At 72.0% G+C, this 15,385-nt stretch carries 12 protein-coding genes and 2 riboswitches; of the genes, 3 read left to right on the forward strand and 9 right to left on the reverse strand.

The features are described 5' to 3' along the window. Positions 1–41: 41 nt before the first annotated feature. The gene (locus ACYVAQ_RS12365; RefSeq protein WP_460789890.1) at positions 42–1,205 is read right to left on the reverse strand and encodes a M20 metallopeptidase family protein; all 1,164 of its coding nucleotides are present in this window, start codon (positions 1,203–1,205) and stop codon (positions 42–44) included. 90 nt (positions 1,206–1,295) lie between these two features. On the opposite strand from ACYVAQ_RS12365, the gene ACYVAQ_RS12370 reads away from it, so the two are divergent. Genes ACYVAQ_RS12370 through ACYVAQ_RS12380 form a run of 3 tightly spaced genes read left to right on the forward strand, consistent with a single transcriptional unit; the run spans position 1,296 to position 4,717 of the window. Continuing rightward, complete coding sequence (locus ACYVAQ_RS12370) at positions 1,296–3,134, forward strand: GMC family oxidoreductase (RefSeq protein WP_460789892.1); 1,839 nt, start codon at positions 1,296–1,298, stop codon at positions 3,132–3,134. Positions 3,135–3,175: 41 nt separating this feature from the next. Continuing rightward, positions 3,176–4,045, forward strand: a complete 870-nt coding sequence (locus ACYVAQ_RS12375) for an exodeoxyribonuclease III (protein ID WP_460789894.1) — start codon at positions 3,176–3,178, stop codon at positions 4,043–4,045. 9 nt (positions 4,046–4,054) lie between these two features. Beyond that, complete coding sequence (locus tag ACYVAQ_RS12380) at positions 4,055–4,717, forward strand: nitroreductase (RefSeq protein ID WP_460789897.1); 663 nt, start codon at positions 4,055–4,057, stop codon at positions 4,715–4,717. A gap of 74 nt (positions 4,718–4,791) precedes the next feature. Here the strand turns inward: ACYVAQ_RS12380 and ACYVAQ_RS12385 are convergent, their stop codons facing one another. From ACYVAQ_RS12385 to ACYVAQ_RS12420, 8 genes are all read right to left on the reverse strand, one after another. Next, a complete protein-coding gene (locus ACYVAQ_RS12385) occupies positions 4,792–6,162 on the reverse strand; it encodes an L-serine ammonia-lyase (RefSeq protein WP_460790209.1) in 1,371 nt (456 codons plus the stop codon). Beyond that, the gene (gene lipA / locus ACYVAQ_RS12390) at positions 6,159–7,094 is read right to left on the reverse strand and encodes a lipoyl synthase (RefSeq protein ID WP_460789899.1); all 936 of its coding nucleotides are present in this window, start codon (positions 7,092–7,094) and stop codon (positions 6,159–6,161) included. The genes ACYVAQ_RS12385 and lipA overlap by 4 nt, the downstream gene beginning before the upstream one ends. Further along, positions 7,091–8,362 (reverse strand): serine hydroxymethyltransferase, encoded by a 1,272-nt coding sequence (gene glyA, locus ACYVAQ_RS12395; protein ID WP_460789902.1) that lies wholly within the window; start codon positions 8,360–8,362, stop codon positions 7,091–7,093. The genes lipA and glyA overlap by 4 nt, the downstream gene beginning before the upstream one ends. 1 nt (position 8,363) lies before the next feature. Then, complete coding sequence (gene gcvH, locus ACYVAQ_RS12400) at positions 8,364–8,735, reverse strand: glycine cleavage system protein GcvH (protein ID WP_460789904.1); 372 nt, start codon at positions 8,733–8,735, stop codon at positions 8,364–8,366. A gap of 31 nt (positions 8,736–8,766) precedes the next feature. Further along, positions 8,767–9,864: a glycine cleavage system aminomethyltransferase GcvT gene (gcvT, locus tag ACYVAQ_RS12405; protein ID WP_460789905.1), complete on the reverse strand. Its 1,098-nt coding sequence runs from the start codon at positions 9,862–9,864 to the stop codon at positions 8,767–8,769. Positions 9,865–9,874: 10 nt separating this feature from the next. Beyond that, on the reverse strand, positions 9,875–12,721 hold the full coding sequence (gene gcvP, locus ACYVAQ_RS12410) for an aminomethyl-transferring glycine dehydrogenase (RefSeq protein ID WP_460789907.1): 2,847 nt from the start codon (positions 12,719–12,721) through the stop codon (positions 9,875–9,877). A 47-nt stretch (positions 12,722–12,768) separates the two neighbouring features. Then, a riboswitch (glycine riboswitch) is annotated at positions 12,769–12,862 on the reverse strand. Next, a riboswitch (glycine riboswitch) is annotated at positions 12,863–12,958 on the reverse strand. 39 nt (positions 12,959–12,997) lie between these two features. Next, positions 12,998–13,960: an agmatinase gene (speB, locus tag ACYVAQ_RS12415; RefSeq protein WP_460789909.1), complete on the reverse strand. Its 963-nt coding sequence runs from the start codon at positions 13,958–13,960 to the stop codon at positions 12,998–13,000. Continuing rightward, positions 13,957–15,375, reverse strand: coding sequence for a purine-cytosine permease family protein (locus tag ACYVAQ_RS12420; protein ID WP_460789911.1), 1,419 nt, complete (start codon positions 15,373–15,375; stop codon positions 13,957–13,959). Before ACYVAQ_RS12420 ends, speB begins: the two co-directional genes overlap by 4 nt. Between the last annotated feature and the right edge of the window lie 10 nt (positions 15,376–15,385).

Consider the following 15,385-nt stretch of genomic DNA (forward strand, 5'->3'; position numbering starts at 1 on the left):
CGAACCGGCCGCGATCACTCCGCCCGGCTCCAGGTCGAGGCCTACAGGTCGAGGCCTACCAGGTCGAGGGCGCCGAGGTAGCCCGCGAGCAGCGCGTGCGCCACGTCGGCGATCGCGGCGTCCGGCGGGTCGAACGACGGCTGGTGCAGGGAGGCCCCGATCTCCGGCAGCCCGACGAACATCATCAGGCTCGGCGCGACGGCGCCGTAGTAGGAGAAGTCGTCGGCGCCGCACGACCGCAGCGAGGTGTCGACCGACAGGCCGAGCTCCTCCAGCCAGGGATGGGAGTACGCCGTCAGGCGGGGCTCGTTGACAAGCGCCGGCTCGCCCTCGTGCACGATCACCTCCCCCGTGCAGCCGGCGGCGGCCGCGGCGTGCTCGACCGTCGCGCGGACCTCCTCGTGCGCCGCCGCCCGGTCGCCCTCGTCCAGGACCCGCAGGATGCCCTCGGCACGCGCCTGGTCGGGGATCACGTTGGCCGCGGACCCGGCGTGGATCCAGCCGATCGTCAGGACGGCCGCGTGCAGCGGGTCGATCCGCCGGCTGACCACCTGCTGCAGCGCGACCACGACCTGCGCCATGGCGACCACCGGGTCGCGGGTGAGCTGCGGGTAGCCACCGTGCCCGCCGCGGCCGGTCACCACGATCTCGACGTGGTCGGCTGCCGCGTTCACCGCACCGGGCACGGCCGCGACCCGGCCGACCGGCAGCTGCGGCTGCAGGTGGGCGGCCACGACCGCGCAGACGCCGTACCTCTCCAGCACGCCCTCGGCCACGATGTCGCGGGCGCCCGACGGGGGTCGCTCCTCGCGGGGCTGGAAGACCGCGAGGACCGGCATCGGCAGCCCGCCCTCCTCACCCTCCGCGTCGATGCGGCGAGCGGCGCGGGCCAGCGCGACGAGCGCAGCGAGGTGGACGTCGTGCCCACAGGCGTGCATCGGCCCGGACGGACCGGGCAGGGCGTCGAGCTCGGCCCGCAGCGCCACGCTCGGTCCGGTGGGTCGCCCGATGCGGACGACCCGCCCGGTGCCGGCCACCGCCTCGCCGGATCCGCAGCCGACGGCATCGACCACGAGCTCCGCCGTACGCCACTCGGAGCCGGAGAGCTCGGGGTCGGCGTGCAGCCGGCGGCGCAGGTCGACCGCGCCCGGCAGCTCGGCGGCGAGCGCCGTACGGAACCGTTCGAGGAGCGTCGGCTGGTTCATCCCAACGACACTAGCCACCGGTCCAGCCCACCCGGATTGGTCGAGCCCGATCCATTCCCCCCGACCACCGTCGGCGCTACGTTCGGCTCCATGACCACGTCCGCGGACTTCGTCGTTGTCGGTGCCGGATCTGCAGGGGCGGTGATCGCCGCCCGGCTCTCGGAGGACCCGAGCGTCTCGGTCGTGCTGCTCGAGGCCGGCGGGCACCCGCCCGCGGCCGAGCTGATGCCGGCCGCCGCGCCGGCGATCCAGCAGGACAAGGACACCGACTGGATGTACGTCGCTCAGGCCGGCGGCTGCGGCCGCGGCCTGGAGGGCGGGCTGATGTTCGTGCCGCGCGGCAAGATGCTCGGCGGCTCCTCCGGCATGAACTACATGGCCTACGTCCGCGGTCACCCCGGCGACTTCGACGCGTGGGCCGAGGGCGGCGCGACCGGCTGGTCCTACGACGAGGTCCTCCCGTACTTCCGCAAGAGCGAGGGCCTCGTGCCGAGCGACGCCATCCCGATCGACACCGCGGCGCACGGGACCGACGGACCGCTCGGTGTCTCGGTGCGCAACCCGGTGCTGCCCGGCGCCCAGGCGTTCGTCGACGCGGCGGTCGCCGCCGGCATCCCCGCCGGCGACTACAACGGGCTCTCCCGCGGAGGCGCCGACGGCGTGGTCTCGCTGCTGCAGACCACCACCAAGGACGGCAAGCGGGCGAGCACCTACCACGCGTTCCTCGAGGGTGAGACCGAGCAGCGGCCGAACCTGACCATCGTCACCAAGGCGCAGGTGGCGCGGCTGGTGCTCGAGGGCTCGGGCGACTCGCTGCGGGCCACGGGCGTCGAGTACATCGGCGACGACGGCACGCGGCAGACCGTGACCGCGCGTCGCGAGGTGGTGGTGAGCGCAGGCGCCGTGGGCTCGCCACAGATCCTCATGCTCTCGGGCGTGGGCCCGCGCGAGCAGCTGGCCGACCTCGACATCGACTGCGTCCTCGACGCTCCCGAGGTGGGCCAGCACCTCAAGGACCACCTGCAGATGGGCCTCATGTTCCCGGCTCCCGGGCTCGGCGTCTCGATGGCCGCGATGGGTGTCGCCATGGGGCCTGACGCGCTGCGGGCACCGGCCGGTCCGCTGCCGGCCGACCCGGCGGACGACACGTCGCTTCCGCCCGAGCTGGCCGGTCTCAAGGCCGAGGCCGAGCGACAGATGATCGAGTGGTTCACCACCGGCTCGGGCCTCGCCTCCTCCTCCCTGTACGACGCCAGCGCTTGGTTCTCCACCGGCCTCGGCGACCCGCACACCCACGACGCCCAGATCGGGCTGTTCGCCTGCGGCTACAACGGCGACATCTGGCGGGTGTGCCTGCGCGTGGACCCCGACGACTTCTTCGCCGACGTCGAGACCACGCTCTCCCCCATGGCCGAGAACATGATCGTGCTGGCCAACCCGGTGCAGCCGCACAGCGAGGGCGAGATCGTCCTCGCGAGCGCGGACCCGCTGGCCGCGCCCGAGATCCGGATGAACTACTACGGCGACCCGCACGACATGGCGGTCATGACGGCGACGGTCCGCAAGTGCCTCGCGATCATCGAGCAGCTGCGCAGCACGCACCAGATCGGCGACCTGCTCGTGCCGCCGGCCATCGCCGAACGCCACGGCTGGACCCCGGGTGCTGACCTCAGCGACGAGCTCATCGAGGACCTGGCCCGCCACTACTCGCTCAGCGTCTACCACCTCACCAGCACCTGCCGAATCGGCTCGGTCGTCGACCCGGAGCTGCGGGTCCTCGGGGTCACCGGCCTCCGGGTCGCCGACGCGAGCGTGATGCCGAACGTGGTCAGCGGCAACACCAACGCCGCCTCGATCATGATCGGCGAGAAGGCCGCCGAGCTGATCGCGCGCGACCACGGGGTCGCCCTGAAGGAGTTCGTCGCCTGACCCGCGAAGCGGCTGCGGGTGGGCTCTCGTAGCATCGCCGGGTGCTCCGCGTCGCCACCGTCAACGTCAACGGCATCCGTGCCGCCCAGCGCCGCGGCTTCGGGGAGTGGCTGGACAAGCGCGACTGCGACGTGGTCACGCTGCAGGAGGTCCGCTGCCCGGAGGACGCGCTGCCGGAGGGGGCGTTCGGCGACTACCACGCGGCGTACGACGCCGGGGTGATCAAGGGGCGCAACGGGGTCGCCGTGCTGACCCGCGAGCCCGCGGTCGCCGTACGGTCCTGGTCGCTTCCCGACCCGGACCGACCGTTCCCCCGCGCGCTGCGCACGCACGCCGACGAGGGCCGCTACATCGAGGTCGACCTCGCTGACGCGCCGGTGACGGTGGCGAGCCTGTACCTGCCCAAGGGCGGTCTCCCCGCCCACCTGCAGGACCCGAAGCGGATGCGCGAGGCGCCCGACGGCGGCGCGAAGTACCAGCGCAAGATGGACTTCATGGCCGGCTTCGCCCGCCACCTGACGGCCTCGCGCAAGGCCGCCGCCAAGGCGGGGCGCGAGTTCCTGCTCACCGGCGACCTCAACATCGCCCACGCGCCCGCGGACGTGGCCAACTGGCGGCGCAGCCACCAGGTCGAGGGCTTCCTCCCCGAGGAACGCGCCTGGCTCGACGCCCAGCTGTCGCCCCGCACCCTGGTCGACGTCGTCCGCAGCCTGCACCCCGACACCGCCGGCCCGTACTCCTGGTGGAGCTGGCTCGGGCAGGCCTACGCCAAGGACGCCGGCTGGCGGATCGACTACCACCTGGCCACGCCCGGCCTCGCCCGCACGGCGACGAACGCCGAGGTCGACCGCGAGCACGCGGGCGTCCGGCTCAGCGACCACGCCCCGGTCGTCGTCGACTACGACCTCTAGGGTGCGAGCGTGACCACGCTCGAGCAGATCCTCGCCGACCGCTACAGCTGCCGCGGGTTCCTGCCGCAGCAGGTGCCGGCCGACGTCGTACGCCGCCTCTTCGCCATCGCGCAGCGCACGCCCTCCTGGTGCAACTCCCAGGCCTGGCAGGTGCGTCTGCTCAGCGGCGACGAGGCGGCGGCGTTCTCCGACAAGCTGGTGGCCCGCGTGACCTCCGGCCCCGAGGCACCGGACATCGCCGGGCCGGCGGCGTACGAGGGCGTCTACCAGGACCGCCGCCGCGCCTGCGGCTACGCGCTCTACAACGCGGTGGGCGTCGAGCGCGGCGACGGCGAGGGCCGGCTGCTGCAGATGCTGCAGAACTTCCGGTTCTTCGGCGCGCCCCACGTGGCGATCATCAGCTCCCCCGTCGCGCTCGGCACCTACGGCGTCATGGACTGCGGGGGGTACGTCGCCAACCTGCTCAACGCCGCCCAGTCCCTCGGCCTCGGCGCGATCGCGCAGGCCGCCGTCGCGATGTACTCCGACACCGTGCGCGCCGAGCTCGGCATCCCCGAGGACCGCTCCATCGTGTGCGCGGTCTCCTTCGGGTACGCCGACCCCGACCACCCCGCCAACGCCTTCCGCACCGAGCGGGCCGGGCTGGACGAGGTCGTCATCGGCCTCCCCTGACCCCCGCGGACGTCATACGGGCGGAGCGTCCGAGGGCTCCGTCCGTATGACGTCCGGGTGGCGGGAGGGCGGCGTCAGCACTCGATGACGTTGACGGCGAGCCCGCCGCGCGACGTCTCCTTGTACTTGACGTGCATGTCCCGCCCGGTCTCCCGCATGGTGCGGATCGCCTTGTCCAGCGACACCTTGTGCACGCCGGTGCCGTTGATGGCGAGCCGGGCGGCGTTGATCGCCTTCACCGACGCGATCGCGTTCCGTTCGATGCAGGGGATCTGGACCAGCCCGCCGACGGGGTCGCAGGTGAGCCCGAGGTTGTGCTCGATGCCGACCTCGGCGGCGTTCTCCACCTGGGTCGGCGTCCCGCCGAGAACCTCGCACAGGGCGCCGGCCGCCATCGCGCAGGCCGATCCGACCTCGCCCTGGCAGCCGACCTCCGCGCCCGAGATCGAGGCGTTCTCCTTGAACAGGATCCCGATCGCTGCGGCCGTCAGGAGGAAGCGCACGACACCGTCGTCGTCGGCGCCGGGCACGAACCGCGCGTAGTAGAGCAGGACCGCCGGGATGATGCCGGCCGCACCGTTCGTCGGCGCGGTCACGACGCGCCCGCCCGACGCGTTCTCCTCGTTGACGGCGAGCGCGAACAGGTTGACCCAGTCGATGACGTCGAGCGGGTCGCCGGAGTCGCAGCGAGCCTCGAGATCGGCGAGCAGGCCGGGCGCGCGGCGCGGCACCTGCAGCCCGCCCGGTAGCACCCCCGACGCGGCGCACCCCGCCCGGACGCAGGACTGCATGACGCCCCAGATCTCCAGCAGCCCGGCCCGCACCTCCGCCTCGGTCCGCCAGGAGAGCTCGTTGGCCAGCATCACGTCGCTGATCGCGAGGCCCTCGCGGGCGCAGGTCTCGAGGAGCTCGGCGCCGGTCGTGAACGGGAAGCGCACCGCGGTCGAGTCGACCACGACCCGGTCGGCGCCCACGGCGGCCTCGTCGACGACGAAGCCGCCCCCGACCGAGTAGTAGGTGCGTTCGCGGACCACCCCGTCGCCGTCGTACGCCGTGAACACCATGCCGTTGGGATGGGCCGGCAGCGAGCGGCGCCGGTGCAGCACGAGGTCCGCGTCGGGGTCGAACCCGACCACGTGCCGCCCGCCGAGCGCGATCGTGCGGCCGGCTCGGATGGCGTCCCACCGCGACTGTGCGGTCGCCGTGTCCACGGTCGCCGGCTCCTCCCCCTCCAGCCCGAGCACGACGGCCCGCTCGGAGCCGTGGCCGTGGCCGGTCGCGCCGAGCGAGCCGAACAGCTCGCACCGCACCCGGACCGTGGCCTCCATCAGCCCGTCGGCGAGCAAGCCGTCGACGAAGGTCCTCGCCGCCCGCATCGGCCCGACGGTGTGCGACGAGGAGGGCCCGATCCCGATCGAGTAGAGGTCGAACGCGCTGAGGGTCACGCGAGACCTCGCCACGCGAGCGCCTGGCGGTAGAGCCGTCCGGCACGGTACGACGAACGGACGAGCGGGCCGGACAACGCACCGGCGAAGCCGATCTCCTCGGCCTCGGCCTGCAGCTCCACGAACTCCTCCGGCTTCACCCACCGCTCCACCGGGTGGTGCCGCAGGCTCGGGCGCAGGTACTGGGTGATCGTGACCAGGTCACACCCCGCCTCGTGCAGGTCCCGCAACGCCTGCGAGACCTCCTCACGGGTCTCACCCATCCCCAGGATCAGGTTCGACTTCGTCACCAGCCCGAACTCCCGCGCCGCCGTCAGCACACCGAGGGAGCGCTCGTAGCGGAACGCGGGCCGGATCCGCTTGAAGATCCGCGGCACCGTCTCCAGGTTGTGCGCGAGCACCTCCGGACGCGACTCGAACACCTCGGCCAGCAGGTCGGGGTCGCCGTTGAAGTCCGGCACCAGGTTCTCCACCCCGGTCTCCGGGTTGAGCTCGTGGATCGCCCGCACCGTCTCGGCGTACAACCACGCACCACCGTCGGGCAGGTCGTCACGGGCGACACCGGTGATCGTGGCGTACTTCAGCCCCATCTTCTGGACGGACTCGGCCACCCGACGGGGCTCGTCGCGGTCCAGGGGCTGGGGCTTGCCGGTGTCGATCTGGCAGAAGTCGCAGCGCCGGGTGCACTGGTCGCCGCCGATGAGGAAGGTGGCCTCGCGGTCCTCCCAGCACTCGAAGATGTTCGGGCAGCCGGCTTCCTGGCAGACCGTGTGCAGCCCCTCGGACTTCACCAGGTTGTGCAGGGCGGTGTACTCCGGACCCATCTTCGCGCGGGTCTTGATCCACGACGGCTTGCGTTCGATCGGGGTCTCCGCATTGCGCACCTCGAGTCGGAGAAGCCTGCGCTCCCCCGGCAGCACCGGCGCGCTCACAGGCCCGGGTACAGCGGGAACCGGGCGGCGAGGGACTCGACCCGGGCCCGCAGCGAGGAACGCTGCGCGTCGTCGAAGGAGCCCACGAGCGTCGCCGCGATGATCTCGGCCACCTCCGCGAACTCCTCCGGCCCGAAGCCGCGGGTCGCCAGCGCCGCCGTACCGATGCGCACCCCGGAGGACACCATCGGGGGGCGCGGGTCGAACGGCACCGCGTTGCGGTTGACCGTGAGCCCGACCGCGTGCAGGCGGTCCTCGGCCTGCTGCCCGTCCAGCTCGGAGTCGCGCAGGTCGACGAGCACCAGGTGCACCTTCGTGCCACCGGCGAGGACGGTGATGCCCGCGGCGGCCAGGTCCGGCTGGAGCAGGCGCGACGCGATCGCCTGCGCACCGGCGACGGTACGACGCTGCCGGTCCGCGAAGTCCTCGCCCGCGGCCATCTTGAAGGCCACGGCCTTGGCCGCGATCACGTGTTCCAAAGGTCCACCCTGCTGCCCGGGGAACACCGCGCTGTTGAGCTTCTTGGCCAGGTCGGCGTCGTTGGTGAGGATCACGCCGCCGCGCGGGCCGCCGAGGGTCTTGTGCGTCGTGGTCGTGACCACGTCGGCGTACGGCACCGGGCTCGGGTGCAGGCCGGCCGCGACCAGCCCGGCGAAGTGGGCCATGTCGACCATCAGACGGGCGCCTACGAGATCGGCGATGCGGCGGAACTCCGCGAAGTCCAGGTGCATCGGGTACGCCGACCAGCCGGCCACAATCAGCTTGGGCTGGTGCTCCTTCGCGAGCCGCTCGACCTCCTCCATGTCGACCTGCATGTCGCTGGGCCGCACGTGGTAGGCCACGACGTGGTACAGCTTGCCGCTGAAGTTGATCCGCATGCCGTGCGTGAGGTGGCCACCGTGGGCGAGGTCGAGGCCGAGGATCGTGTCGCCCGGGTCGAGCAGCGCGAACATCGCCGCCGCGTTGGCCTGCGCACCCGAGTGCGGCTGGACGTTGGCGAAGCCCGCGCCGAACAGGTCCTTGACCCGGTCGATCGCGAGCTGCTCGACGACGTCGACGTTCTCGCAGCCGCCGTAGTAGCGGCGACCCGGGTAGCCCTCGGCGTACTTGTTGGTGAGGACGGAGCCCTGCGCCTCCATCACGGCGACCGGTGCGGAGTTCTCGCTGGCGATCAGCTCCAGCGTGCCCTGCTGGCGCTCGAGTTCGGCCCGGATGGCGGCGTGGACCTCCGGGTCGAAGTCGGCCAGGGGTGTGTCGAGGACGCTCATGTCAGGCGCTCGCGATGAGCTGCTCGTACGCCGCCGCGTCGAGCAGCGCCGGCTCGCCGGTGACGCGGATCTTCAGCAGCCACGCGTCGTACGGGCCCTGGTTGAGCAGGTCCGGCGCCTCGTCGACGGCCGGGTTGACCTCGACGACCTCACCGTCGACCGGCGAGTAGAGGTCGCTGACCGACTTGGTCGACTCGAGCTCGCCGCACGCCTCGCCGGCGGTCACGGTCGTGCCGACGTCGGGCAGATCGACGTACACGACGTCACCGAGCGCGTCGGCGGCGAAGGCGGTGATGCCGACGGTCGCGATGCCGTCGGTGATGGTGAGCCACTCGTGCTCGGCGGTGTACTGGAGGTTGCTGGGAACGGTCATGATCGGACTCCTGAGGTGAGAGGTGAGGGGATCAGGCGGGACGCTTGTAGAACGGCAGGGCGACGACCCGCGCCGGCGTGGCCGTCCCGCGCAGGTCGACGTCGACGGTGTCGCCCGGCCCGATCCCGACGGGTACGGCGGCGATGGCGATCGCGTGCCCGAGGGTCGGTGACGGCGCGCCGCTGGTCACGGTGCCGATCGGCGAACCGGTCGCCGGGTCGAGCACGGCGTACCCGGCCCGCGGCGAGCGCCGCCCCTCCAGCACCAGCCCGACCAGGGCGCTGCGTGCGCCCTCGTCGCGGCGGGCCGCGAGAGCGGTGTCGCCGACGAATCCTGCCGGCTTGTCGAAGGCGATGACCCGGTGCAGGCCGGCCTCGAACGGGGTGATGTCGCGCGAGAGCTCGTGGCCGTAGAGCGGCATGCCGGCCTCGAGCCGAAGGGTGTCGCGGCACGCGAGACCGGCGGGGAGCAGCCCGTCCTCGGCGCCCGCCTCGCTCAGCGCCGTCCACAGGCCGGCCGCGACGTCGGGCCGGCAGTAGATCTCGAAGCCGTCCTCGCCGGTGTAGCCGGTGCGGGCCAGGTGGACGGGCTCGCCGGCGACCTTGCCGGTCGCGATCGTGTAGTACTTCAGCCCGGTCAGGTCCAGGTCGGTGAGCCGCTGCAGGACCCGCGCCGAGACCGGCCCCTGGATCGCGATGAGCGCCCACTCCTCGGAGGCGTCGCGCAGGGTCGCGTCGTACGCCGCCACCCGCTCCCGCAGCGCCTCGACGACCGGCTCGACGTTGCTGGCGTTGACGACCACGAGGAAGTGCTCCTCGTCGAGCCGGTAGACGACGAGGTCGTCGATGATGCCGCCGTCGGGCGCGCAGATCATCTGGTAGCGGGCCTTGCCGACACCGATGGCCGACGGCCTGCCGACGAGCGCGTGGTCGAGCGCGGCCGCGGCGGCCGGACCGGTGACCTCCAGCTCGCCCATGTGGCTGAGGTCGAACAGCCCGGCGGTCGTGCGGACCGCCTGGTGCTCGGCGATCTCGGAGCCGTAGCGGACCGGCATCTGCCAGCCGGCGAAGTCGGTGAAGCTGGCCCCCAGCTCGGTGTGGACGGCGTGCAGGGCGGTGAGTCGCGACATGCGGGGTTCCTCAGTTCTCGAAGGCGGTGAGCGGCGGGCAGGAGCAGACGAGGTTGCGGTCGCCGTACGCCTGCTCGATGCGGCGGACGGGCGGCCAGTACTTGCCGGCCGTGACCCCCGAGGGGAAGACCGCCTCCTCGCGGGAGTACGCCGCCGTCCACTCGCCGACCAGGCAGGCGGCCGTGTGCGGGGCGTGCCGGAGCGGGCTCTCCGCGGCCGACCAGCGGCCGGCGGCGACGTCCTCGATCTCGGCGCGGATCGCGACCATGGCAGCCACGAAGCGGTCGATCTCGGCGAGGTCCTCGGACTCGGTCGGCTCGATCATCAGCGTGCCCGGCACCGGGAAGCTCATCGTCGGTGCGTGGAAGCCGTGGTCGATCAGCCGCTTCGCGACGTCGTCGACGGTGACGCCGGTGGCCGCGGTCAGCGGCCGGATGTCGAGGATGCACTCGTGCGCGACCAGGCCGTTCTCGCCGGTATAGAGCAGCGGGAAGTGCGGAGCCAGCCGGCGCGCCAGGTAGTTCGCGCTGAGCACCGCGGTCTCGGTGGCGCGACGCAGGCCGTCGGCACCCATCATCCGGATGTAGGCCCAGGCGATCGGCAGCACCCCGGTCGAGCCGTACGGCGCCGCGCTGACCGGGCCGATGCCGGCGCGCTGCTCGGGCACGGGGTGCAGCGGGTGGCTCGGCAGGTACGGCGCCAGGTGCGCCGCGACCGCCACCGGACCGACCCCGGGACCTCCGCCGCCGTGCGGGATCGCGAAGGTCTTGTGCAGGTTGAGGTGCGAGACGTCGCCGCCGAACTCACCGGGCCGGGCGATGCCGACGAGGGCGTTGAGGTTCGCACCGTCGACGTACACCTGACCGCCGTGGCGGTGGACCAGGTCGCACAGGTCGGTGATGCCGGTCTCGTACACGCCGTGCGTCGAGGGGTAGGTGACCATGATCGCCGCGAGCCGCTCGCTGTGCTCCTCGCACTTCGCGGTCAGGTCGTCGAGGTCGACGGTGCCGTCCTCGCGCGAGGCCACGACGACGACCCGGAACCCGGCGAGCACCGCCGAGGCGGCGTTCGTGCCGTGAGCGCTGGCGGGGATCAGGCACACGTCGCGGTCCTCACCGCGGTCACGGTGGTAGGAGCGGATCGCCAGCAGCCCGGCGAGCTCGCCCTGCGAGCCGGCGTTGGGCTGGATCGAGACCGCGGCGTAGCCGGTGATCTCGGCCAGCCACGCCTCGAGCTGCTCGACGAGCTCGCGGTAGCCGGCGACGTCCTCGAGCGGGGCGAGCGGGTGCACGTCGGCGAACCCGGGCCACGAGATCGGCTCCATCTCGGAGGTCGCGTTGAGCTTCATCGTGCAGGAGCCGAGCGGGATCATGCCCCGGTCGAGCGCGTAGTCCTTGTCCGACAGGGCCCGCAGGTAGCGCAGCATCGCCGTCTCCGAGCGGTACCGGTGGAACACCGGGTGCTCGAGGTACGCCGTGGTCCGGCGCAGCCCGGCCGGCAGCTCGGCATCCTCGGCGGCCACACCCGCCCCCTGCGCGAGCGCCGCCACCACGACCTCGAGGTGGGCCTCGGTGGTGATCTCCGAGCAGGCCACGCCCACGTGGGTCTCGTCGACGAGACGCAGCAGCACGCCGGCCTCGTGCGCGCGCGCCACGCAGGCCGCGGCGTCGGCGACCTCGAGGGTCAGCGTGTCGAAGAACAGCCGGTTGGTGCGGCGTACACCGCGGGCGGCGAGGCGCCGCGCGAGCTCGGCCGTGTGGGCCTGGACCCGCTCCGCGATGGCACGCAGCCCGTCCGGGCCGTGGTGTACGGCGTACATGCTCGCGGTGACGGCGAGCAGCACCTGCGCGGTGCAGATGTTGGAAGTCGCCTTGTCGCGGCGGATGTGCTGCTCGCGGGTCTGCAGCGCGAGCCGGTACGCCGGGTCCCCGGCCGCGTCGATCGAGACGCCGACCAGGCGCCCGGGCAGGTGCCGCTCGAGCCCGTCGCGCACCGCGATGAAGGCCGCGTGCGGGCCGCCGTAGAACATCGGGACACCGAAGCGCTGGGTGGTGCCCACAGCGACGTCGACACCGATCTCACCCGGCGAGGTCAGCAGGGTCAGGGCGAGCAGGTCGCAGGCGACCGTGACCGCGGCGCCGCGCGCATGGGCCTCCGCGGTGACCGCGCGCAGGTCGCGGACCTCCCCCGAGCAGCCCGGGTAGGACGCGAACAGCCCGAAGAAGTCCCCCTCCGGCAGCGGCTGGTCGAGGTCGACGAGCTCGACCTCGAGACCGACCGCGTCTGCGCGCGTGCCGAGCACCGCCAGCGTCTGCGGGAACGTGTCGGCGTCCACCAGCACCCGGTTCGACGCCGACCGACCCGCCCGCCGCATGAGCAGGATCGCCTCGACCACGGCAGTCGCCTCGTCGAGCAGCGAGGCGTTCGCGGTGGGCAGGCCGGTGAGGTCGCCGACGACAGTCTGGAAGTTGATGAGGGCCTCGAGCCGGCCCTGGCTGATCTCCGGCTGGTACGGCGTGTACGCGGTGTACCAGGCCGGGTCCTCGAGCACGTTGCGGCGGATCACGCCGGGGGTGATCGTCGGGTGGTAGCCGCAGCCGATCATCGACACACCGACCTCGTTGCGGCCGGCCAGGGCGGCGAGCTCGGCCAGCGCCTCGGTCTCGGTCGCGGCCGGCGGCAGGTCGAGCGGCCGCGCCGAGACGATGCTGTCGGGGACGGCCGCGGCGACGAGGTCGGCGCGCGAGGCGTAGCCCAGCTCGGCGAGCATCTTCGCCTCGTCGCCGGCGCCGGGGCCGATGTGCCGGTCGGCGAAGGCCGTCGAGGGGCTGGGGTGGGCAGGGGTCGGTGAGGTCACGGAAGGCTCCCGTCGTCGTGGGCGCGTGTGCGCCCGCTGGCTGGTTGCCTCCCCGCTCTGTCATCGGTACCTGAGAGCTTCACCGCGGCAGCGGCTTGCACCTTGGGCGCAGGACGATGGGTCCTGACTTTCCAGAGTCGCCTGGCGCGAGCAGTGACGGTGCCTGAGAGTTTCTCGGGGAGAGTTGCTCCTACGGCGCCCCGCCCGGACGGGCGGGGTCTCTCCTGCTGGCGCTTCGAACGGCTTCTTCAGTTGTGGTGGCGCTCGGCCGCGGGGTCAGACCCGGGCCGGCGTCTTGCTCATCAGGGTGACGAGGTCGAAGGCAACGGTAGCGGCTGCCACGCAGGTGATCTCCGCGTGGTCGTACGCCGGCGCCACCTCGACCACGTCGCCGCCGATGATGTTGAGCCCGTCCAGCGAGCGCAGCACCCGGAGCAGCTCACGGCTGGTGAGGCCACCCATCTCGGGCGTCCCGGTGCCGGGAGCGAATGCCGGGTCGAGCACGTCGATGTCGATCGACAGGTACACGGGGGCGTCACCGACCCGGCGGCGTACGACGTCGACGGCGGTCTCCACGCCCATCACGTCGATGTCGCCGGCGCGGATCACCTGGAACCCGAACGACTTGTCGTCGACGAGGTCGAGCTTGTCGTAGATCGGGCCACGGATGCCGACGTGGATCGACTTGTCCTCGGCCAGCAGGCCCTCCTCGAACGCCCGGCGGAACACCGTGCCGTGCGTGGTGGGGGCGTCGAAGTAGGTGTCCCAGGTGTCGAGGTGCGCGTCGAAGTGGACCAGCGCGATCGGACCGTGCTTCGCGTGAGCCGCCTTCAGCATCGGCAGCGCGATGGTGTGGTCGCCGCCGATGGTGACGAGCCGGCGGTTGCCGTTGCCGACGACCTCGCGGGCATAGCCCTCGATCTGCTGCATCGCCATGTCGATGGAGTACGGCGTGCACGGCACATCACCCGCGTCGACGACCTGGACCTGCTCCAGCGGCGCGACGTCGAGGTCGACGTGGAACCGCGGGCGCAGGTGCCGCGAGGCCTGACGGACGCCCATCGGGCCGAAGCGCGCGCCGGGCCGGTACGACGTACCGCCGTCGAAGGGCACGCCCAGGACCGCAATGTCGTAGTCCGTGACGGACTCGATCGTGGGGATCCGGGCGAAGGTGCCCGGACCGGCGAACCGCGGGACGATGGTCGCGTCGAGGGCGCCGACGGGGGCGTAGGTGGTCATGCCGAGATCTCCGTTTCGGGGGTGAGGGTGGCGGCGGCGAGCGCGGGCGCCGGCCGGCGCAGCAGCTTGAGCAGGCCGAGGTAGATGAAGAAGGTCGCGATGCTGCCGACGATCCAGGAGGTGTCGACGGCGCCGGTCTGCTTGGCGATCGGCCCGACGTACAGCGTCGTCGACATGAACGGGATCTGGGTCAGGCAGCCCAGGACGTAGCTGAGCAGCGCCGGGACGTTGAAGTGGCCGTAGCCGCTCCGCGGGTCGCTGAACGAGTCCGGGTCGTAGTCGCCCTTGTGGACCAGGTAGTAGTCGACGAGGTTGATGATGCTCCACGGCACCAGCAGGTAGGCCAGGACCAGGATGAAGTTCGTGTAGTCGGTCATGAAGGAGTCCGACACGGTGGTCGACACCACGAAGACCGCGACCGCGAGCGCCACGGCGGTGAACCGGCGGGCCGAGGGCTTGGGCACCCAGCTCAGCTTGAACGTCTGGATGGTCGTCAGCATGCAGAGCGCCGAGCCGTACATGTTGATCACGCCGGCGTCGATGGCGCCCAGGAAGAACGCGAGCATCACGAACACGAACACGGCGTGCGGCATGACGTTGTCGAGGTCCGCGAGCGTGCCGTCCGCGCCGAGTCCGGCGACGAGGTAGGCGCCCACGGCCATCGACCCGATGACGCCGAGCACGGTGCCCGCGTAGGTGTACCAGAACGCCGCGCGGGTGGTGGTGGCCGAGGGCAGGTAGCGCGAGTAGTCCGAGACGTACGGCGCGTACGACAGCTGCCACACACCGACGACGGACGCCATGCCGAGGAACCCGGCCCAGGTGAAGGTGCCGGTGTCGCCGGCGGCCGCGCTGCCGCCGCTGGCCTCGTGGATCGTGTAGACGAGGGTGAGGACCAGGGCCAGGCCGGAGATGAAGACCATCACCCGGTTGAACCGCAGGATCAGCTGGTAGCCGACGACGACCGCGAGCAGCGTGAGCGCGGTGCTCAGCAGCAGTCCGGGCGTGTGCCCGAGGCCGGTCCAGACCGCGCTCAGCGTCTGCTGCGCGAGCACCATCAGGGCCACGATCCAGCCGACGTAGATCAGGATCACGATCACCGTGATCGGGACCGATCCGTACATGCCGAACTGCGCGCGGGCCTGGATCATCTGCGGGACGCCGAGCTTCGAGCCCTGTGCGGAGTGCAAAGCCATGAAGACGGCTCCGACGACGCTGCCACAGACGATCGCGATGATCGTCGAGGTGACGTCGAGGCCGAAGACGGTCGGGCCCAGGAGTCCGGTGACGACCGCGAGCGGGATGATCTGCACGGTGAACCAGAAGGAGAAGAGGTGCCGGACGTTGCCGGTCCGCTCGGACTCCGGCACCGGTTGGATCGTCAGTCCTTCGACGAGCTTGGTGTCCTGCGACATGGTGCTGTTC

It is taken from the genome of Nocardioides maradonensis, from assembly GCF_054777115.1.

Excerpts from the sequence above, each read along its gene's own strand:
- ACYVAQ_RS12420 (WP_460789911.1), bottom strand. The coding sequence starts at position 15,375 with ATGTCGCAGGACACCAAGCTCGTCGAAGGACTGACGATCCAACCGGTG.
- gcvT (WP_460789905.1), bottom strand. The coding sequence starts at position 9,864 with ATGTCGCGACTCACCGCCCTGCACGCCGTCCACACCGAGCTGGGGGCC.
- glyA (WP_460789902.1), bottom strand. The coding sequence starts at position 8,362 with ATGAGCGTCCTCGACACACCCCTGGCCGACTTCGACCCGGAGGTCCAC.
- speB (WP_460789909.1), bottom strand. The coding sequence starts at position 13,960 with ATGACCACCTACGCCCCCGTCGGCGCCCTCGACGCGACCATCGTCCCG.
- ACYVAQ_RS12370 (WP_460789892.1), top strand. The coding sequence starts at position 1,296 with ATGACCACGTCCGCGGACTTCGTCGTTGTCGGTGCCGGATCTGCAGGG.
- ACYVAQ_RS12365 (WP_460789890.1), bottom strand. The coding sequence starts at position 1,205 with ATGAACCAGCCGACGCTCCTCGAACGGTTCCGTACGGCGCTCGCCGCC.
- gcvH (WP_460789904.1), bottom strand. The coding sequence starts at position 8,735 with ATGACCGTTCCCAGCAACCTCCAGTACACCGCCGAGCACGAGTGGCTC.